Below are 20,130 nucleotides of genomic sequence, written 5' to 3' on the forward strand. Positions count from 1 at the left end.
CCTCCTCGTTTATCGTATTTTTATGTCTTTATGAAATCAGAGAATTGTTATGTTGCTTTGAGATGACCAACTGATTAATTACCTGATGTAATTCGGCAACTGTTTTGACTATACAATCAGCCTGCCATGCTGTTAAGTCATCTTTGTGTTGCAATGGTAAATAGCCATAGCCGGCCAAAATGGTGTACATATTGGCATTACGACCGGCATCAATATCACGTGGATGGTCGCCAACATAGATACAGTCTTCAGGTCGAATCTGAATGTGCTGGGCTGCCAGATACATCGGTTCAGGATCAGGCTTGGTTTTGCTGACATCTTCCGGGCAAACCAGAACGGCACAGCGATCAGTCAAATTGAGCGCTTTTAGCAGGGATTCACTGAGCCAGCGTGGTTTATTGGTCACAATCCCCCAAGGAATATCGTGGCTTTCCAATTCTTCAAGCAGCGGATACATGCCTGCAAACAGGTCAGTTTCTACTGCAATATCTTCGCCATACAGATCTAAAAAACGTTGCCGATGGGCGAGAAAAACCGGATCTTCTACCTCAAGTTCCGGATAGACCAGTTTCACCATGGCACGTGCGCCTTCCGACACTTGAGTACGAATCAGATCATCAGCCACGATCTCGCATTGTTTATCGCGGCACATGTCTTGAATAATACGGATAAAGTCAGCAGCGGTGTCAATCAGCGTGCCATCTAGGTCAAACAGTACAGCTTTCATTCAGCACCTTCTTTTACCGTATAAACCATGTAGTTCACATCGACATTCGGTGCCAGCCAATAACGTTTGGTAATGGGATTAAAATGCAAACCGGTCATGTCTTTAAGTTTTAAGCCGGCACTGCGAATGTCATGCGCAAGTTCCGAAGGTTTGATAAATTTATGATAATCATGCGTGCCTTTGGCGAGCATTCGAAGGACATATTCCGCACCAATAATTGCAAACAAGTAAGATTTTGGATTACGGTTAATGGTCGAGAAGAATACATGACCACCCGGTTTGACCAACTTTTGGCAAGCTTGAATAATGGATGCCGGATCGGGTACATGTTCCAGCATTTCCATACACGTGACCACGTCATATTGTCCTGCTTGTTCTTCTGCCAACTGTTCTACTGGAACTTGGCGATATTCAATATTGGTCACATTTTCTTGTTCTGCATGAAGACGCGCTACATTTAAAGGGGCTTCACCCATATCGATGCCTAAAACTTGGGCACCACGACGTGCCATGCTTTCAGACAAAATACCGCCACCGCAGCCGACATCGAGGACTTTTTTGCCGGCAATGCCACCTGAATGTTCATCAATCCAATTTAAGCGTAAAGGGTTAATTTGATGCAGGGGACGGAACTCAGAATGCTGATCCCACCATATGGCTGCGAACGCTTCAAATTTGGCAATTTCTTGTGGATCAACATTCAATTGCGACATCGGTCTCACCTCAATCAAGTCGTTATATTTTAAAAAAAGTTATAGGGGCTTAGTGTAGCGTTTATTCTCAAAAAAGCGATAAAAGCTGTAAAAAAGTTCACAGAATGAAAACGAATTCGGCATAATTGATTTATAGTCATCGTATAACTTAATCATAACGATTTAGAGGACAATAAGGTCAATGAAAAAATTCCTTTTAGGTAGTGTTGCTACTGCTGTTTTTGCCTTTTCGGGCACCGCAATGGCTGCCAATTTTGTCGCGGGTAAAGATTACACCGTGGTTGCCAACCCAGGTAAAGTTGAAGTTCCTGGAAAAATTGAAGTACGTGAGTTCTTTTGGTATGGCTGTCCACACTGCTTTAAATTAGAACCACATATGCAGGCTTGGCTCAGAAAAATTCCTAAAGATGTCAACTTTGTGCGTACACCTGCTGCGATGAACCCTCTATGGGAGCAAGGCGCGCGTGGTTATTATGTGTCTGAAGCATTAGGCGTTCGTAAGAAAACTCACTTGCCTTTATTCCATGCCATTCATGCCGGTGGTCAACAGATTTTTGATCAAAAATCACAAGCCAAATTCTTTGTAAAATATGGCGTACCAGAAGCCAAATTTAACAGCATGTTTAATTCATTCGCGATTACTTCTAAAGTGGCTCAATCGAAGAAATTGGCACAACAATACCAACTGAGCGGTGTGCCTGCGGTCGTGGTAAATGGTAAATATGTGGTTCAAGGTGAAGATGCGAAAGTAACTCAAGTGGTGAGCTACCTGGTGGAAAAAGAGCGTAAAGCCAAATAAGTTGGATGTACTAAAAAACCCGCAATCATTGCGGGTTTTTTTATCTCTCATCTTGAGCGATTACTTGTTTACTGCTGCCAGTGTGGTATCCCAGTTGGAGATTCCGCGAAAAATGACATGTACCTGGGTAATGGTTTGCAGCTTAAATTTTATTTGTTGTTCTATCCGTTCATCCGCCTGATAGTGACGATTGATATCCATCCAAGTCATTGCCCAAGTAAAGGATAAATTAATTAAAATATTTGAAATCACCTGAAGGTCTTGTAGATTGCGGATGTGCTGTACTGTTTCCATTTTGCATAAATCGTTGGCCAAGTCTTCAATTAAGAAATTAATTTCCCGTGCAATGGCCTGACGAATCACTTCTGATCCACCCCAGCGCTCGGCAATCATGAATACCCACGGTTCAGGATTATGCTCAACCGCTTGGAAAAACAGGTCTAGGCTGATTTTCGCTTTGGTATTCGGTTGGTAGATATAAGCTTGTCCAAGTTGATGCAGAATGCCTTTTAGATGCAGGGCAACGTGATCGACTAATTCGAGTCCAAGCTCATTCATGTCTTGAAAATGGCGATAAAACGCAGTCGGCACCAAACCGACGTGGCGCGCGATTTCACGCAAACTGATACTACTAAAAGAACGTCCAGACGTGCTTAAAGCAAGCGCGGCATCCAAAAGTGCTTGGCGGCTTTGTTGTTTACGCTCATCCCGTATCGACATTCGACTACCCTAAAAAAATTCTGCCTGAAGTCTATCAAAAAAAAACAAATTAAACGACGAATGTCAGTGAACAGGTGTTGACTGAAGTAAAAAATAATAATAGTGTACAAGTGTTCACTGTAAGAACACCTGTTCACTCAAATAAATAACCAGCAATAAAAAAGAGGAACCTCATATGAGTCATGTGATGCAGTACCAACCGCAATGGATTCGAGAAGATTTCATCGATTTTATTGCTGAAAAAGTGAATCCAGTTTGGGCATGGAAAAAAGTGAAAGCCAGTATTGTCGATGTCCACATGCTGAATGAAGACTTTTATCAAATTCAGCTTCAGCCTAATCATAACTTTCAGGCAAAAGCATTTAGTGCTGGGCAAAGTATTTTAGTGACTGTGGTGATTGCAGGTGTTCGTCAGCAACGTAGTTACTCGATTGTAAAAATTACCGCTCAGGGCAACATTGTGATTGCAGTAAAACGCCAAGGTAAAGTATCCAATGCCTTAACGCATTTAGCCCGAGGCAGCGTGGTAGAAATTTCTCAAGTTCAGGGCGATTTCACATTAAGTTCATCTCAGGATTCTATTCTATTACTGGCATCAGGTAGCGGCATTACTGCTATTTATTCACTGTTAGAGCAGGCACTGACTCAAAAGGTAAAGCAGATTGATCTGCTCTATTTTACTCGTGACAATGCTTTTCATAGTGAATTAATGCAATTGGCTGAACAATATCCACAGTTCCACTACCATCATTTTAATACCGTAGCCCAGAAGCAGCATTTAAGCGTAGAACTCCTCGAAAGTAGGGTAGCCGATTTCAAGCAACGCCAAAGTTATGCCTGTGGTGCCAAGGGGATGATGCAAAGCCTGAACCAGATTTATCAACACTTGGGGATTGCCGATCAACTCAAACAGGAATATTTCCAGGTCGTTGTCGATGAAACTGCAGCCGTACAACCGGTGGTATTTCTACGAGCCCAACAAGAATTTGAAGCAAAAACCAATTTACTTGAAAGTGCCGAACAGGCGGGGCTAAGACCAGCACATGGTTGCCGTATGGGTATTTGCAATACCTGTACCTGTACCAAAGTCAGCGGCTCAACCAAAAACTTGCTGACCGGTGAAATTGACCACGATAGCAATACTCAAATTAAATTGTGTATTAGCCAAGCTGTCAGTCCTGTAGTGATCAACCTTTAAAAATTTTAGTTCTGCTCACACTTGCGATGAATAGGTGCTGGAGCATGACTCAGGAGAAAAATAATGAATATGTCAGTTAAATTTCTAGAAAACAGCAAATCAAAACATCTGAGCGCTAAACAAACTGCTGAATTTGGTGAGAAAGTCGATGCCATTCGCCGTGAAATTATGGACAGTATTGGCGAGCAAGATGCGCAATATATCTATAAAATTCGTGATTTTGTCCGTTATAGCGAAATCGCCTCTCGCGGTATGCTAATGTTTGGCGGCTGGATTCCACCAGTATGGTTGATGGGTACAGGTTTGTTGGGTCTGTCCAAAATCGTGGAAAATATGGAACTGGGTCATAACGTGATGCATGGTCAGTTTGACTGGCTGAATGACCCGAATCTGAATGGTGCCAATTATGACTGGGATACCATGGCAACCGGCGATGACTGGAAGCATACCCATAACTATATTCACCATACTTATACCAATATTATTGGCAAAGACCATGATGTTGGCTATGGCCTGATTCGTGTCAGTGAGGCGCAAAAATGGGAACCACGCTTTTTATTCAATATTCCTTTAGCCATGCAATTGATGGTGTTTTTCGAATGGTATGTGGGCTTACAAAACCTACATTTGGAAGATGCAATTGCCTATAAAACCAAAACCTGGAAAGAGGTTTGGGTCGACTCAGCGAAATTCCGTAAAAAAGCGGTGCGTCAGGTGGCCAAAGATTATGTATTTTTCCCGCTGATTGCGGGGCCGAATGCTTTACCTGTATTTGCCGGAAATGCCGTGGCGAATGTGATTCGTAGTCTATGGGCATCAGCGGTGATCTTTAATGGTCATTTCACTGAAGATACAGAAACTTTTGAACCAGATAATACCGAAACTGAAACCCGGGCAGAATGGTATTTACGTCAAATTCGTGGATCGAGTAACTTTAGTGGCACAGAATGGTTGCATATTTTAAGTGGTAATTTGAGTCATCAAATTGAACACCATTTATTCCCGGATATGCCGGCTAACCGTTATGCAGAAGCGGCACCCAAAATTCGTGCCTTATGCGCAGAGTATGGCATTCACTATAACGAAGCCAGTTTTATGAAACAGTTTGGCAGTGTTTGGGTACGTTTAGCCAAATGTTCTTTACCGAATTCCTGGACAGCTTCGATTATGCAATCGAAACAGAAGTTAAAAACATTATTTCGCTTTTAAAGTGAAATAGAAAGGGGTTTGAGCTAAGCATAATGGGAGGCTAATTCAACTGGTGGCTAAATAGAAGCAGCGTGATTTTATGGTTTTTGTCAATCGACAGTCTGTCAGCAAAACCTTCAAGCTTGCTTCTGTTATACTAGGCCGCAATGAATTTTAGCCAAAGAGAACCCATTATGCGTATCGACCAACGTACAGTAGATCAATTACGTGACGTAAAAATTACCCGCAACTATACGCGTTATGCGGAAGGTTCAGTATTGATTGAATTTGGTCATACTAAAGTTCTTTGTACCGCAAGTATTGATAATTCAGTACCACGTTTTCTTAAAGGTAAGGGACAAGGTTGGGTCACTGCTGAATACGGTATGTTGCCACGTTCAACGCATACCCGTAGTGACCGTGAAGCCGCTCGTGGTAAACAGAGTGGCCGTACTCAAGAGATTCAGCGTCTGATTGGTCGTAGCTTGCGTGCCATGGTCGATTTGAAAAAACTGGGTGAAAATACTATTACCATTGACTGTGATGTGATTCAGGCAGATGGTGGTACACGTACCGCAGCTATTACTGGGGCAGCCGTAGCTCTCATTGATGCAATGAATGTATTGCTTGAGAAAAAGAAAATTAAGCAAGACCCACTTAAAGGCTTGGTGGCTGCGATTTCTGTCGGTATGTATAAAGATGAAGCGTTATTGGATCTGTGTTATGAAGAAGATTCAAGCTGTCAAACCGACTTAAATGTGGTCATGACACAAGCAGGCGAATTTATTGAACTGCAAGGTACTGCCGAAGAAAAACCCTTTACGCGTGCACAGTGTAACGAGATGCTTGAACTGGCTGAAAAAGGCATTCAAGAATTAATCAAAAAACAACAGGAAGCTTTAGGCTGGTAAGTTGTTTAATTAAGAAATAAAAAACGCACCTCAAGGTGCGTTTTTTATATAGATCTGCTGAAACGACTGGATACAAAAAGGCTGCAATAGCTGCACCTTTTGAAACGCAGGCTTAAGATCAAGTTCATATTCAGTGCTTAGAATCAGGTTTTATTTTACAGGAGGAGTAGATGTTAAATATCATTATCTTAGTTTTAGCCGTGGTAACGCTGGCGCTGATGACCAGTGATCCAAGGGCTTCAAAAAAAGAATCGATCCAATCCGCTTGGCAACAGAACACACTCTCCAGTGAAATTCAGGATTTCACATCTAAACCGAAATCTCAATCAAGAAATGATACTGAGCAGACTTAGGCATTAAAGCGCATTGATAAATCAACCGCTTTGACGTCTTTGGTTAAAACGCCCATCGAAATATAGTCGACACCAGACGTTGCCACTTCACGTAAGTTGTCAATGGTGATGTTGCCCGAAGCTTCCAACTTACAACGACCTGCCACATGCTTTACCGCATCAATCATTTGCTGTTGACTGAAATTATCCAGCATTACGATATCGGCATGGGCTTCCAAGGCTTGATTGAGTTCATCCCAAGTTTCAACTTCAACTTCTACAGGTTTACCCGGTGCAATGTTATGCGCTTTGGCAATCGCCTGAGTAATGCCACCTGCTGCCATAATATGGTTTTCTTTAATTAAAAAGGCATCAAACAAACCAATGCGATGGTTTTGACCACCGCCAATCGCTACGGCATATTTTTGTGCAATACGTAAGCCGGGAAGGGTTTTACGGGTATCGAGCAATTTGGTGTTTAAACCTTCTAATTGTTTTACATATTCCGCTGTTTTCGTTGCTACCGCAGAAAGTGTTTGTACAAAATTTAGTGCAGGGCGTTCAACCGTCAGTAAGCTGCGTGCAGAACCGGCCAGTTTTAAAAAGGCTTCATTGGCTTGGACACGGTCACCATCATTTTTAAGCCAAGTCACTTGTACCGATGAATCATAGGTCTGGATTAAAGCATTCACCCAAGGTTGACCCGCCAGAACCATATCTTCACGGCTAATGATGGTTGCAGTGGCTTGTTCGTCTTCAGGAGTCAATAAAGCGGTGATATCACCCTCGCCAATATCTTCTTGTAAAGCCTGTTGAATATTGATCTGGATTGCGTGTTCTAACAAAGATTGAGAGATGCTCATCAGAATTCCGTATCTTTTTTAAGCCATGAAAATTGCGCGTTATATTAGCACTGTTCATTTAAAAGAAATGGTTTTTCAATGGATTTTATTCGGGGAGTTTGAGATTTTAAGTTTAAAGTTTTAGGATTACGCTAAAATCATCTACTTAGACGAATAAAACTGAGGATAGGAATATGCAACAGGCACCGTCTTTTCAGGTCATCGATGGTCAGTTGATCGGTGCAAGGCAAGTACCATCCCCGAACTATAATCAACGCCCCGAACATACTGAAATTCAGTTAGTGGTGGTGCATAACATCAGTTTGCCGCCCTCGCAATTTGGCGGTGGCTATATTGAACAGTTTTTTCAAAACCAGCTGGATTGGTCGGTTCATCCTTATTTTCAAACCATTGAAGGCATGCAGGTGTCGACCCATCTGTTAATTTTGCGCAGTGGTGAGGTTTTGCAATTCGTGAATTTTAATGATCGCGCCTGGCATGCAGGGCGTTCCAGCTATTTGGCCAAAAAAGAATGTAATGATTATTCCATTGGTATTGAACTGGAAGGCAGCGATGACCAGCCTTTTGAGGATGTACAATACAATACATTGGCAAAGGTGATTACGACCTTGCAGGAGACCTATCCGAAGATATTGCAACATCTGGCAGGGCATTCGGATATTGCGTCAGGACGTAAAACTGATCCTGGGCCTTTTTTTGATTGGCCAAAAACCAGAGCTTTAATACAACAATATAAAGCAGATCAATAGCTGCTCGAGTTTATGATTTAACAACGAAATTCCTGTGAAGTTTCTTTACAATAGCGACTTATTTTAATACTGGGTGGAAATGATGGCACTGTGGCGGTCGACCTTTATTGTCAGTGCAATGACCATGTTGTCTCGGGTTTTGGGTCTAGTCCGGGATGTGGTTTTGCTGAATGTGTTTGGTGCAGGTAAAGATTTTGATACCTTTGTGGTTGCCTTCCGTATTCCGAACTTCTTTCGGCGGCTGTTTGCCGAAGGGGCCTTTTCGCAAGCCTTTATTCCGGTTTTAACCGAATACAAAACCACAAAAACCCATGCTGAAGTGCAAATTCTGATTAGTCGGGTATTTGGTTGTCTGGCGACCTTTATGACCGCACTGACCTTTATTGCCATGATTGCTGCACCGGCGATTTTGTATATCTATGCACCGGGTTTCCATAGTGATCCAGAAAAATTTGCCTTAGCCACGGACATGTTCCGTCTGACGATTCCATATTTACTGTTTATGTCGCTGACTGCTTTTGCCAGCAGTATTTTAAACAGTTATGGTTCATTTTCGACCCCAGCTTTTGCGCCAGTCTTACTGAATATCACCATGATTGCAGGCGCATGGTGGTTAACGCCGTATATGGCTGAACCGATTATGGCCTTAGGTTGGGCTGTAGTCGTTGCAGGTGTATTGCAACTGGTGATTCAAATCCCGGAGTTATGGCGTAAAAATCTGCTGATTCCACCGAAAGTTGATTTTAAACATGAAGGTGTAGATCGCATCATGAAATTGATGCTGCCTGCCTTATTTGGTGTTTCGGTGACGCAAATCAATTTGCTGCTGAATACCATCTGGGCATCCTTCATGCAAGATGGTTCGGTGTCCTGGCTATACAGTGCCGAACGCATGACTGAATTGCCTTTGGGCTTAATTGGGGTGGCAATTGGTACGGTTATCCTGCCATCACTTTCTATGCGTCATGCCGAGCAAGATCAGTCCAAGTTCCGTGGCATGATCGACTGGGCTGCCAAAGTGATTATGCTGGTCGGTATTCCCGCCAGTATTGCCTTGTTCATGTTGTCCACGCCCATCATTCAGGCCTTGTTCCAGCGTGGGCAATTCACCCTAGAAGATACACAGATGACGGCATTGGCTTTGCAATGCATGAGTGCTGGGGTCATTTCCTTTATGCTGATTAAAGTGTTTGCGCCGGGCTTTTACGCACAGCAAGATACCAGAACCCCTGTACGTGTCGGCTTAATGGCCGTTGCAGCCAATGCGATTTTAAACGTAGTCTTTATTGGCTTCTTTAAACTGATCCATTGGGAAGCAGAACATATGGCGTTGGCGTTGGCCTCTTCAGGTTCTGCACTGGTAAATGCCGGAATGTTGTATTTTTATCTGCACCAACGCGATATTTTCCGCTTTGGAGCGCACTGGAAGAAACTTTTCCTTCAGTTTGCTATTGCCAATGCCATCATGATTGCGGCACTTTGGTATGCCTTGACTTGGTATAACGGCGATGTTTCACAATGGATTCGCGTATTTGAAGTAATTGGACTTTGTATAGTGGGGGGTTTGGCTTATGCGATTGGTTTATTGATCACAGGGTTCAGACCACGTCACTTAAGACCCTAATCAAAAGATCTCGGATTTATTCTTTAGCTTGAAATAGTGACTTGAGTTAAATGTGTGAAAAATACTTTAAATTTTTGCTTAATTTGATTCAGGTTGTTTTGAATGGGATAGATGGATTCTTAATATAAAAAAGAGCCTAAATAGGCTCTTTCTTATGAAACTAGAGGTATAAAGAATTTATACTTTCCCTCGAGAGAGGAAGCCGACAATTGCTAGAATAACTGCAATGACAAGTAGAATAACCGCGAAGTCTTTAGATAGACCGGCGACACCACCGAAACCTAACAGACTGGCTATAAGTGCAATCACTGCAAAAATAATCGCCCAACGGAACATAAGCTTTCTCCAAGTGTTGTTATTTTCAAAGTAGATTTAGTATAGGACGTTGAAATTCCTAAAAGTGTTATTCTTATGTTGAAAAAATGTTCACTTTGACAGTAAATATATGATTCAAAGTAAAAATAACATTCCTACATTGTGAACTTGAACACGCTATAATAATGGCTAAGCTCTCTTCTTTTTTTTCGTTTTATGACTGCCAAATTACGTCCGGAATTTTGGAAAAAATATCCTTTAGCTGAACTGAATCCTACTGAGTGGGAGGCACTTTGTGATGGGTGTGGTTTATGTTGTCTGATTAAACTGGAAGATGAAGAAATTGGTGAAGTAGCTTATACCAAGGTCTCATGCAAACTTCTCGATTGCAAAACAGCGCATTGCAGTAATTATGCCGAGCGTTTTAAGTATGTTCCTGATTGCATTCAACTGACTCCTGATAAATTGGCCACCATTCACTGGTTGCCACCCAGTTGTGCTTACCGTCGCTTAAAAGAAGGCAAAAAGTTGCCGTCTTGGCATTATTTAAATACCGGTACACGGCAGAGTGTGATTAAGGCGAAAAAGTCGGCCGCAGGGCGCTGTATTTCGGAAGTTGAAGTCAATGAAGCAGATATTGAAGACTATATTGTTCGTTGGGTACGCTAATTTTGACCGTACACTTCTTGGAAAAGATCTTCTAAAAAATATTTAGTTGATCTCAGTTTAATCCTGCCAAGTTTGTGCTGCCTGTTGCAAAACTGCTGGAATCAACAAGCTTCAAAACCAGATGATTTTTTTGTAAAACATTTCAATTGAAATACGCGATATTAAAATTACATAGTAGACTGGTTTTAAGCATAGTAAAGAAATAACAAGATGTCAGATAGTCATATTCCACTGCCTGAACGGCTCCGCCCACGTGATTTAGCAGAAATTATCGGTCAGGATCACTTATTAGGTAATCAAGCCCCTTTACGCCAAATGATTGATCAAGGGCATTTACCCTCGATTATTTTTTGGGGACCACCGGGGGTAGGGAAAACCACCATTGCTTTACTTCTGGCACAGGCGGTTGATCGACCTTTTGTCAGTCTATCTGCCCTGAATACTGGAGTGAAAGAACTGCGTGAAATCATTGCTCAAAGTGGTGATTCACTTAAACCTGTAGTCTTTATTGATGAAATTCACCGTTTTAATAAGTCACAACAAGATGCCTTATTGAATGCGGTTGAAAAGGGTAAAATCACGTTGATTGGCGCAACAACGGAAAATCCTTCCTTTGAGGTGAATAGTGCATTGTTATCGCGTTGTCAGGTGTATAGCCTGAATGCTTTAGATGCCGATGCAATTCAAACCTTATTGAATCAGGCTCTACAAAACGATGCCTTTTTAAAAGAACGATATATTCAAATTGAAGAATATGAAGCACTGATTCAATTTGCTGCCGGAGATGCACGTAAGGCCCTTAACCTGCTAGACCTGATTGCCAGCACCTTTGAACCTGAACTTGAAAATATCATTACCAATGCCATTGTGGTGAAAGTTGCGCAGCAGAATATTGCCCGCTATGACAAATCGGGCGAGCAGCATTATGACCTAGTCTCGGCTTTTATTAAGTCAATTCGCGGTAGTGATCCGGATGCGACTTTGTATTGGATGGCACGCATGCTCAAAGGCGGTGAAGATCCGGTCTTTATTGCCCGTCGTATGCTGATTGCGGCGTCTGAAGATATTGGTAACTCGAATCCGAATGCTTTGCTTCTTGCGGGAGAATGTTTCCGTTCGGTTCAAGCTGTAGGTATGCCGGAATGCCGTATTATTTTGGGACAGTGTGCAGTCTATCTGGCCACCAGTGCCAAAAGTAACAGTACTTATTTGGCCATCAATAAAGCTTTAAATCTGGCTGAAAAAACCGCAAATTTACCGGTACCCTTACATTTAAGAAATGCACCGACTAAATTGATGAAAGAGCAGGGCTATGGCGTGGATTATCTTTATCCACACAATTACCCAGAGCATTTTGTCTTGCAAGACTATTTGCCGCCTGAATTAAAAGGTACTAAGTTATATGAGTCCGCGCGGAACAAACGTGAAGTGGAAGGTGAGCGTTTACAGCAACGTCGTTGGCAGCAGGAACAGCAGCAGCAATAAAAAAAGCCCAATTCATGGAGAATCGGGCTGAAAATAGGATGTCTTGGGGGAGATACATCCTATAGGATAAACAATGATCTGGTGAGCAAGGTATCAATCAAGATTCAATTGCAATGTTGCCAGCTATGAAATTATATTAGCGGCTTGAGTAGAGAGTGTAAAAACGATGATTTTTTATTAAATAAATTTATTTATTCGATTGAATCCTTTATTCACGATCATAAAAAACCGAGCTTAAAGCCCGGTTTTTTGAATCTGTAGACGGATTAAATATCTGAAAGATCGAGACCTAAACGTGTCGCCACTTCTTCATAAGCTTCAACCACACCGCCTAAACCTTGACGGAAACGGTCTTTATCGAGTTTTTTCTTGGTGTCTTTATCCCATAGACGGCAACCGTCTGGAGAGAATTCGTCACCCAGAACAATACGGTCGTGGAATACACCAAATTCAAGTTTGAAGTCAACAAGAAGCATATTGCCTTTGTCGAACAAATCTTTAAGGACTTCGTTGACTTTATAAGTCAGCACTTTCATTTGTTCAAGTTGTTCAGCAGTCGCCCAACCTAAAGCAATTGCTTGAGATTCGTTCACCATTGGATCGCCAAGAGCGTCGTCTTTGAAGAACAATTCAAAAGTAGAAGGTGTTAACTCTTTGCCTTCTTCAACCCCTAAACGACGGCACAAGCTACCCGCTGCGTAGTTACGAATCACGCATTCAACAGGAACCATCTTTAATTTTTTCACTAAAACTTCAGTCGGAGAAAGAAGTTTTTCAAAGTGAGTTTCAATGCCAGCAGCAGCTAATTTTTCCATGATGAAGGCGTTAAAACGGTTGTTCACCTTGCCTTTACGATCTAGCTGTTCGATTTTTTCGCCGTTAAATGCAGAGGCATCATCACGGAAGACTAGGATTAGGTGATCTGCACTGTCTGTTTCATAAACAGATTTCGCTTTACCAGTATAGAGCAAGGTTTGTTTCAACATGGGGGAACCTTTTTCAAAAAAAAATGCCTAGTACGACTAGGCTGGCCAATTTTGGTAAATCTGGGTTAACAGTTCTGCAGCTTTTTCTTGGTCTGCAAAGCTATTATCGGCATTGAACACAGCGATATTGTTACTCGTTCCTACAGAGGTAAGTCTTAAGACATAGACCTGTTGATCGACCTTAATCGTTACTTCATAACGATTTTTACTTTGACCAACAATGGTATGGTTCAGGCTGCTGAGAGTAGCAAGTGTGTACTGCCAAATTGTAGCAGAATTTCCATCAATTTTGAGCAACGGATTTTGATTTCCATCACGAACTAACTGAGGGCGACCGACATTTGTACTGTCATCCTGGCGATCTGTTGGCGCATTTGCCTGAGCGTTGTCAGGGCGAGGTAAAGCAAAACGGTTGCCACGCTTATTTTCAAGCTTGGGTGCATGTTCAATCGCAAGTGGGTCAACCGTCGGAGACGGATACAATGGCGTTGCAGGTCGAACCATTGAACCTTCAGGATACTTCAGAGGTTCAAAGGTTGCAGTATTTTTATAATCCAGAGAACCATTGTTGATTCCCATTGAACTACAACCAACTAAACTGAATGCTGAAAGTGCAAGGGCTAAACCAAAACGTAATTGCATAGTGTTGTGCTCTTTATTTAATGACACCAGAAGCGTTCAGTGCTTCACGCAACGGTGTACGATATTGTTCTGCAAGAGGAGTTAATGGTAAACGAATACCTGTACCAATTAATCCCATTTCATGAAGCGCCCATTTCACAGGAATTGGGTTGGATTCACAAAATAGAATATTGTGTAAATTTGCAACTTCATTGTTTAAAGCTTCAGCGAGTTCTGTATCACCTGCAACCGCAGCAGCACATATTTGGCTCATTTCTTTAGGTGCAATATTGGCAGTCACAGAAATATTGCCTTTCGCACCGAAGCCCATCAATTGGTATGCAGTCGCATCATCCCCAGAGTAAACGGTCATATCTTTACCGTGTAATCCTTGAATAAGTTCTTGACCACGCGGTACATCACCAGTTGCGTCTTTAATCCCGATAATTTGCGGGATATCGGCCAGGCGAATCACTGTTTCATTGAGCATGTCGACGCCAGTACGCCCCGGCACATTGTATAGAATTTGTGGTAAATCAACAGCTTCAGCAATCGCTTTATAATGCTGATATAAGCCTTCTTGTGTAGGCTTGTTGTAATAAGGTGTGACGAGGAGTGCTGCATCGGCACCGAGATCTTTGGCTTCTTTGGTCAGTTCGATCGCTTCATGGGTAGAGTTTGCTCCCGTACCTGCAATGACAGGAATACGTTTGTTGGCTACACGAATGATTTCCGCGATGACTTTGGTGTGTTCTGCCATGCTTAAGGTCGAGGCTTCACCAGTTGTGCCTACAGCAACAATACTGTTTGTACCTTGTGCTATATGCCACTCAACGAGCTTTTCTAGACCCTTCCAATCTACGCTGCCATCTTCAAACATCGGGGTGACGATTGCGACAATTGAACCTTGGATGATCTGTGCTTGCTGAGTCATTTTAAAAAAATATCCTATTTGTCCATCCGGCTGAGGTAGAAAAACATAAATTTGGATGGTTACCTATTCTGATTTATAGCATTTTCAATATGATTTAAACGTAATTGAATTCATGCTTATGCAAATTATGAACGAACAAACGATGAAGAACAATATGCTTTAGTCAAACCATTTAAAATCTTTATGAAAAGCAAGTGAAAAGTCTACCAAACAGAACAAAAGCCCCTTTTACAATCGAATTCCACTAAGTTTTTGATCGGGATCATTATATAACTGACCGCTTGTTATAACTCAAAAGTGCCAGTGAAGTTGTTATAAAAGTGATTTAAAGTCAATACCATCGCCAATTCCGGGTAAAAACCTCGGAATTTAAGATTTAATAAAGATGACCATAGACTTGAAAGCTATATAAACCAAGAGTTTAAAAGATAAAAATCATCATTAAAAACCTAAGGAATAATCAGTTAAAACTATTAATCTATTGTTGACGTTTTCGCACAGGATGATTTTCATAATTGAAATTCTGATTGTCGTATTAAATTTTTTGTGCTGATTAGTCGCGATTAAGTGTTTTTATGACTATCAGTTATTGCGCTAAAAAAACGCTAGATATCTACTATTTTTGCCAATCAATGGGCGCTTGTTCCACTTATTGATAGTTATTTGTATTTTCAGACTCATGGATGATGGTGATCTATTTTGGACACTGATTGAACAAGGAGTTTGCAATGGAAAGATCAGATAACAAACACTCCGTCATTACAGTCGCTATCTGTTTTTTAATTGCAGTTATTGAAGGACTGGATATTCAAGCAGCAGGTATTGCCGCAGCCGGCATTCGTGAAGCTTTTGGCTTGGATAGTTCGCAATTGGGGGTGTTTTTTAGCGCAGGGATTCTGGGTTTGTTACCCGGAGCGCTGATTGGTGGAAGATATTCAGACCGTATTGGGCGTAAAAAGGTACTGATTTGGTCGGTTGCAGTATTTGCTGTATTTACCTTATGTACAGTATGGGTAAACAGTTTTAACACGCTTTTACTGGTTCGTTTTTTAGCAGGTGCAGGTTTAGGCGCTGCCATGCCAAACTTGATTACACTGGCTTCCGAAGCGGTTAGACCTGAAAACCGTGGTCGTGCTGTGGGTTTGATGTATTGTGGTATGCCAGTGGGTGCGGCTATTTTGTCGTATGTTGCGAGTTTAGATTTTGGCTCAGACTGGAAAAATATTTTCTATCTAGGTGGTTTGTTGCCGATTATCGTGCTTCCTATCATGATTAAGTTTTTACCAGAATCACGTGAATTTTTAAAGGCGAAAACCAATGCGGAAACAACCACGGTAACCACTCAAGGCTCTTTTAAAGACTTATTTAATAGCAGTAACGTAATGCGTACCTGCTTAATTTCAGTAAGCTATTTCTTCACCTTGATGGTGGTTTACATCATGTTGAGCTGGTTGCCTTCATTGTTTATGGAACTGGGCTTTACTCGTAAAGAAGGCAGTACCGCACAATTCTTCTTCATGATGAGTGCAACAATCGGCACGATTATTTTAGGGATGCTGACGGACCGCTGGAAAAAAGCCTATGTCATCATTTTGATGTACGGCGGTATTTTGGCAGGTTTATTCTGCTTAAATGCAGCAAGCTCCTTGACGCAAATGTATATGGCTTCAGCCTTGGTCGGTGCATTCGTGATTGGTTGCCAAGGTGTACTGTATGCTTTCGGTAGTATTGTTTACCCGACGGAAGTGCGCGCAACAGGTTTGGGTATGGCATCAGCCGTAGGACGCGTAGGTGCAATGCTTGGACCCGCAATTGCAGGTCAACTCCTTGCCGCAGGTTTCGGGGCAGCAGGTGTTATTTCAGCAGCTATTCCATGTATCGTGATTTCAGCAGTTTTCATGTTGATTCTGGTTCGTCGCTTACAAACTCCAGCTTAATTTTTTGATGTCTAGAATAGCTCGCAGATTGCGGGCTATTTTTTTAACTTCAATTTTATTTCTACTTTTTTAGCCCCACAAAATTAACAACTTTGCCAATGCTTTGAATCAAGTTGAGTATCGGACATACTTATTATCGAATCTGTATAGAGGCGAATTTGCCAAAGCCTCTCTATGATTTAAATGGACAGTCATTTTATTTTTACCATCTAGCCTGAATACTGCAATTTATTTTGTTATATGCTTAACCAAAATGACAACATGCAAAGAATGGACTGCGAATTATGCAAAACAATACAGCCTTGATTGTGGTGGATGTACAAAATGGTTTTACTCCAGGGGGTAACTTAGCTGTGGCCCAAGCGGATCAGATCATTCCGAACATTAACCAATTGGCGCGGTATTTTGACAATATTGTGATTACTCAAGATTGGCATCCACATAACCACGTATCATTTGCTGAAAATCACATAGCTAAACAGCCTTTTGAAACGATTCAATTAGATTATGGAACTCAAGTGTTGTGGCCTGCGCATTGTATTCAAGGCACGCCAGATGCCGAACTACATCCAGATCTTGACCTACCCATCGCACAGTTAATTATCCGCAAAGGTTTCCATGCACATATAGACAGCTATTCTGCTTTCATGGAAGCGGATCGAAAGACCACAACCGGTTTAGCGGGTTACTTAAGGGAGCGTGGAATTGATACCGTTTTTATTGTCGGCATTGCCACAGATTTTTGTGTAGCATGGACGGCGATAGATGCTTGCAAACTGGGCTTTAAGGCTTATGTGATTTCGGATGCCACCAAGGGCATTGATCTGGATGGGTCATTGCAGCATGCCTGGCAAGATATGCTTGCAGCAGGGGTGAAACGCATTTTAGTCAAAGATATTATTCAGCAGCTGGCATCATAAAGGGCGCAATTAAGAGGCAGGAATAATCAATAATTTCCTCATGCTTCTTGTATCAGATAATATTGAGTACAGGATGCCAGAATAAATATTGGATTGAACCATGTCAGCTTTTTTGCGCTTTACGCAGTTTATTCAAAAAACCTTTGCGCTTTGGGTAGTGCTATTTGCAGGTATTGCTTTAATTGTGCCCGAAGCATTTGTCTGGCTGAAAGTTTATATCATCTGGATGCTCGGCATTATCATGTTCGGAATGGGCATGACCATGACCGTGGATGATTTTAAAGGAGTCTTACAAAGTCCTAAAGCAGTCATAGTTGGAGTGGTCGCACAGTTTATGGTAATGCCAGGACTGGCTTATCTGTTGTGTCATTTGTTTCAACTGCCGTCTGAAATTGCGATTGGAGTGATTTTAGTGGGCTGTTGTCCTGGAGGCACAGCTTCAAACGTGATTACCTATATGGCCAAAGGCAATACTGCTTTATCAGTGGCCTGTACCTCGGTTTCGACTCTTTTAGCACCTGTGTTGACACCTGCGATTTTTTATCTTTTGGCTAGCCAATGGATTGAAATTAATGCCCTGTCGATGTTGGGTTCAATACTTCAGGTCGTGCTGTTCCCAATCATTTTAGGTTTAATTGTCCGCGCTGTATGGAAGCAAAAAGTAGATAGTTATATTCAGGTGATGCCACTGATTTCTGTGATTGCGATTGTTGCCATTGTGGCGGCAATTATTGGGGGGAGTAAGGCACAAATTTTAGAATCAGGTTTACTGATTTTAGCTGTAGTCGCGTTACACAATGGTTTGGGGTATTTACTGGGTTTTTGGGCAAGTCGAGTGTTTAAATTGCCTTATGCGGACAGTAAGGCGATTGCCATTGAAGTCGGCATGCAAAATTCTGGTTTGGGTGTGGCTTTAGCGGCAGTGCATTTCGCTGCATCGCCGGTTACTGCAGTGCCGAGTGCCATTTTTAGTTTATGGCATAACATTTCAGGACCCGCATTGGCGACGTATTGGGCCAGTAAAGCCAATAAAACGAAATAGGGGTTGCATGAAATTTCTATTTTAAATAGATAAAAAAGCCGAGCAAATGTGCTCGGCTTTTTTATGAATCCATTTTAAGAAGCTTTAGATTGTTTGGCTTTTAAAATTTCAGTTCTGAAAGTCTGTGCCAATTCAGCCACTTCAGTGTCCATTCCGTTCATCATAAACGCATGACGGGTCAACACATTGGTTGGATTCGGCATGCTGACCAATTGAAAACGATCGGAAATATTTTTGAGTAATTCATTCGGTAAATGAATGGCACTTTCTTTTGCTGCTAACTGTTGAACCAGACGTTCTGCCGCTTGGACTGGTGTTAGCTGCATGGCATCGACATGACTTGAAATCGCACTGCGGGTTTGTAAAACAAAGCGCTTTTCTTCGCGATAGCGTTTATATAACACATCCGACAACAGCTGGAACACGGTACTGATCATCACCAGACATTGCACTGCATTTGGTGTTTCAACCGACATGCTAATGGTGGCACCATGTTCATCAAATTTATGTACGGTGGAAATATCGGAACTGTTTAATTTGTAGTGTTGAACACACAATTCAGCGGTTTTATTCAGGAAAATCTGGCACAAATTGAAATACGGCACGGATACAGTTTTATTAACTGAATCCATGAGTTGTTTTGGATCATAAAATTGAATATTTAAGGCAATACATTTGTCATCCAGCATCACAGGTTTTGATTCTTTGACTTTAACTTTTGCCTGAGCATTTTGCTGTGCTTGTGCAACTGCGACAGCAGCATTGTGTTGTTCTTGTTCTAAGGCCTGAGCCAAGGTTTGAATTTCATGTTTTAGACGTGATTCATTATTGATACGTGCTAGATATTCAGTCCGACTTGGACGGGCAATCGCACGATAAGCCAGCCACAATAGACCATGAATCATCAGCGATAATAAAATCGCCAGCCATTGAGTCCGTAAAATTTCACCAATACTGGACTGGATTAACGTGATTTCAATGGTGCCGACTTTCTTTTCATTTTGCAGTGCTTCACGAACAAAGACTTCACCTTGACGTGTCTTGGTTAAACCACCTGTTGCAAGTACCTGATTATTCGCATCTAAAATTCGAATAGAGGCTACACTCGGGTTAGTTGCATAACGGTCGGCTAATAATGCCAATGACACTGTATTGGCCGGTTCAAGCTCGGATAGGCTGTCTGTGACCAGTTGCGTGGTCATCAGCTGTCCCTGACTGGCGCGATTTGCATTCAGTTGATGCGTCGTCGCAAGAACCAGTAAAAAGGTGTGTAAAGCAAAACTTACTATCAGTAGGCTAGCAAATAGCCCTTGTCTAGGCGCATTCAACGTAAACTTCCAAGGCATTTATATTCAAATTCGATTATGATTCTTACAATAGTTGTAGCTCAGATCCGA

21 protein-coding genes are annotated in these 20,130 nt (G+C 41.9%); 12 read left to right on the forward strand and 9 right to left on the reverse strand.

What is annotated here, in order from left to right; all coding sequences use genetic code 11:
- Positions 1 to 28: 28 nt before the first annotated feature.
- Together AC3CAU_RS03445 and ubiG are read right to left on the reverse strand one after the other, a co-directional pair.
- The gene (locus AC3CAU_RS03445) at positions 29 to 727 is read right to left on the reverse strand and encodes an HAD family hydrolase (protein ID WP_424619147.1); all 699 of its coding nucleotides are present in this window, start codon (positions 725 to 727) and stop codon (positions 29 to 31) included.
- Positions 724 to 1,440, reverse strand: a complete 717-nt coding sequence (gene ubiG, locus AC3CAU_RS03450) for a bifunctional 2-polyprenyl-6-hydroxyphenol methylase/3-demethylubiquinol 3-O-methyltransferase UbiG (protein WP_447053801.1) — start codon at positions 1,438 to 1,440, stop codon at positions 724 to 726. Before ubiG ends, AC3CAU_RS03445 begins: the two co-directional genes overlap by 4 nt.
- Before the next feature lie 181 nt (positions 1,441 to 1,621).
- Here ubiG and AC3CAU_RS03455 point away from each other — a divergent pair, with 181 nt between their 5' ends.
- On the forward strand, positions 1,622 to 2,239 hold the full coding sequence (locus tag AC3CAU_RS03455; protein WP_131216936.1) for a thiol:disulfide interchange protein DsbA/DsbL: 618 nt from the start codon (positions 1,622 to 1,624) through the stop codon (positions 2,237 to 2,239).
- Between the two features lie 60 nt (positions 2,240 to 2,299).
- Here the strand turns inward: AC3CAU_RS03455 and AC3CAU_RS03460 are convergent, their stop codons facing one another.
- Complete coding sequence (locus tag AC3CAU_RS03460; protein WP_447053799.1) at positions 2,300 to 2,959, reverse strand: TetR family transcriptional regulator; 660 nt, start codon at positions 2,957 to 2,959, stop codon at positions 2,300 to 2,302.
- A 175-nt stretch (positions 2,960 to 3,134) separates the two neighbouring features.
- On the opposite strand from AC3CAU_RS03460, the gene AC3CAU_RS03465 reads away from it, so the two are divergent.
- The 4 genes from AC3CAU_RS03465 (at position 3,135) to AC3CAU_RS03480 (ending at position 6,609) form a co-directional block, all read left to right on the forward strand.
- The gene (locus AC3CAU_RS03465) at positions 3,135 to 4,157 is read left to right on the forward strand and encodes a ferredoxin reductase (protein ID WP_447053798.1); all 1,023 of its coding nucleotides are present in this window, start codon (positions 3,135 to 3,137) and stop codon (positions 4,155 to 4,157) included.
- 63 nt (positions 4,158 to 4,220) lie between these two features.
- Complete coding sequence (locus AC3CAU_RS03470; RefSeq protein ID WP_424619140.1) at positions 4,221 to 5,366, forward strand: fatty acid desaturase family protein; 1,146 nt, start codon at positions 4,221 to 4,223, stop codon at positions 5,364 to 5,366.
- 173 nt (positions 5,367 to 5,539) lie between these two features.
- Positions 5,540 to 6,256 carry a ribonuclease PH gene (gene rph / locus AC3CAU_RS03475; RefSeq protein WP_131216929.1) on the forward strand — a complete coding sequence of 239 codons (717 nt, stop codon included), beginning with the start codon at positions 5,540 to 5,542 and terminating at the stop codon, positions 6,254 to 6,256.
- 170 nt (positions 6,257 to 6,426) lie between these two features.
- Complete coding sequence (locus tag AC3CAU_RS03480) at positions 6,427 to 6,609, forward strand: ABZJ_00068 family colistin stress protein (RefSeq protein ID WP_447053797.1); 183 nt, start codon at positions 6,427 to 6,429, stop codon at positions 6,607 to 6,609.
- Here AC3CAU_RS03480 and nadC read toward each other — a convergent pair.
- Positions 6,606 to 7,451: a carboxylating nicotinate-nucleotide diphosphorylase gene (gene nadC / locus AC3CAU_RS03485; protein WP_447053796.1), complete on the reverse strand. Its 846-nt coding sequence runs from the start codon at positions 7,449 to 7,451 to the stop codon at positions 6,606 to 6,608. The genes AC3CAU_RS03480 and nadC overlap by 4 nt on opposite strands.
- A 173-nt stretch (positions 7,452 to 7,624) precedes the next feature.
- Here nadC and ampD point away from each other — a divergent pair, with 173 nt between their 5' ends.
- Positions 7,625 to 8,200 carry a 1,6-anhydro-N-acetylmuramyl-L-alanine amidase AmpD gene (gene ampD, locus AC3CAU_RS03490; protein ID WP_131216923.1) on the forward strand — a complete coding sequence of 192 codons (576 nt, stop codon included), beginning with the start codon at positions 7,625 to 7,627 and terminating at the stop codon, positions 8,198 to 8,200.
- A 73-nt stretch (positions 8,201 to 8,273) separates the two neighbouring features.
- On the forward strand, positions 8,274 to 9,824 hold the full coding sequence (gene murJ / locus AC3CAU_RS03495; RefSeq protein ID WP_447053795.1) for a murein biosynthesis integral membrane protein MurJ: 1,551 nt from the start codon (positions 8,274 to 8,276) through the stop codon (positions 9,822 to 9,824).
- 177 nt (positions 9,825 to 10,001) lie between these two features.
- Here the strand turns inward: murJ and AC3CAU_RS03500 are convergent, their stop codons facing one another.
- On the reverse strand, positions 10,002 to 10,160 hold the full coding sequence (locus AC3CAU_RS03500) for a DUF1328 domain-containing protein (RefSeq protein ID WP_005006601.1): 159 nt from the start codon (positions 10,158 to 10,160) through the stop codon (positions 10,002 to 10,004).
- Between the two features lie 195 nt (positions 10,161 to 10,355).
- Between AC3CAU_RS03500 and AC3CAU_RS03505 the strand changes: the two genes are divergently transcribed.
- Complete coding sequence (locus AC3CAU_RS03505; protein WP_131216919.1) at positions 10,356 to 10,808, forward strand: YcgN family cysteine cluster protein; 453 nt, start codon at positions 10,356 to 10,358, stop codon at positions 10,806 to 10,808.
- 210 nt (positions 10,809 to 11,018) lie between these two features.
- Positions 11,019 to 12,293: a replication-associated recombination protein A gene (locus tag AC3CAU_RS03510; protein ID WP_447053794.1), complete on the forward strand. Its 1,275-nt coding sequence runs from the start codon at positions 11,019 to 11,021 to the stop codon at positions 12,291 to 12,293.
- Between the two features lie 266 nt (positions 12,294 to 12,559).
- Here the strand turns inward: AC3CAU_RS03510 and purC are convergent, their stop codons facing one another.
- From purC to dapA, 3 genes are read right to left on the reverse strand one after another with little or no spacing between them, the layout of a single operon-like run.
- Positions 12,560 to 13,279 carry a phosphoribosylaminoimidazolesuccinocarboxamide synthase gene (gene purC / locus AC3CAU_RS03515; protein WP_131216914.1) on the reverse strand — a complete coding sequence of 240 codons (720 nt, stop codon included), beginning with the start codon at positions 13,277 to 13,279 and terminating at the stop codon, positions 12,560 to 12,562.
- Positions 13,280 to 13,315: 36 nt separating this feature from the next.
- Positions 13,316 to 13,921, reverse strand: coding sequence for a lipoprotein-34 precursor (NlpB) (locus AC3CAU_RS03520; protein WP_447053793.1), 606 nt, complete (start codon positions 13,919 to 13,921; stop codon positions 13,316 to 13,318).
- Between the two features lie 13 nt (positions 13,922 to 13,934).
- Positions 13,935 to 14,834: a 4-hydroxy-tetrahydrodipicolinate synthase gene (gene dapA, locus AC3CAU_RS03525; RefSeq protein ID WP_131216911.1), complete on the reverse strand. Its 900-nt coding sequence runs from the start codon at positions 14,832 to 14,834 to the stop codon at positions 13,935 to 13,937.
- A 728-nt stretch (positions 14,835 to 15,562) separates the two neighbouring features.
- Between dapA and mhpT the strand changes: the two genes are divergently transcribed.
- The 3 genes from mhpT to AC3CAU_RS03540 all read left to right on the forward strand — a co-directional run bounded on the left by mhpT (position 15,563) and on the right by AC3CAU_RS03540 (position 18,733).
- Complete coding sequence (mhpT, locus tag AC3CAU_RS03530) at positions 15,563 to 16,771, forward strand: 3-(3-hydroxy-phenyl)propionate transporter MhpT (RefSeq protein WP_447053792.1); 1,209 nt, start codon at positions 15,563 to 15,565, stop codon at positions 16,769 to 16,771.
- A gap of 284 nt (positions 16,772 to 17,055) precedes the next feature.
- Positions 17,056 to 17,691: a bifunctional nicotinamidase/pyrazinamidase gene (pncA, locus tag AC3CAU_RS03535; protein WP_131216907.1), complete on the forward strand. Its 636-nt coding sequence runs from the start codon at positions 17,056 to 17,058 to the stop codon at positions 17,689 to 17,691.
- Between the two features lie 100 nt (positions 17,692 to 17,791).
- Positions 17,792 to 18,733: a bile acid:sodium symporter family protein gene (locus AC3CAU_RS03540; RefSeq protein WP_447053791.1), complete on the forward strand. Its 942-nt coding sequence runs from the start codon at positions 17,792 to 17,794 to the stop codon at positions 18,731 to 18,733.
- A gap of 74 nt (positions 18,734 to 18,807) precedes the next feature.
- On the opposite strand, the gene AC3CAU_RS03545 is transcribed toward AC3CAU_RS03540, so the two are convergent.
- Positions 18,808 to 20,061 (reverse strand): hypothetical protein, encoded by a 1,254-nt coding sequence (locus tag AC3CAU_RS03545; protein WP_131216987.1) that lies wholly within the window; start codon positions 20,059 to 20,061, stop codon positions 18,808 to 18,810.
- Positions 20,062 to 20,130 lie beyond the last annotated feature (69 nt).

The organism is Acinetobacter sp. GG23 (genome assembly GCF_057766365.1).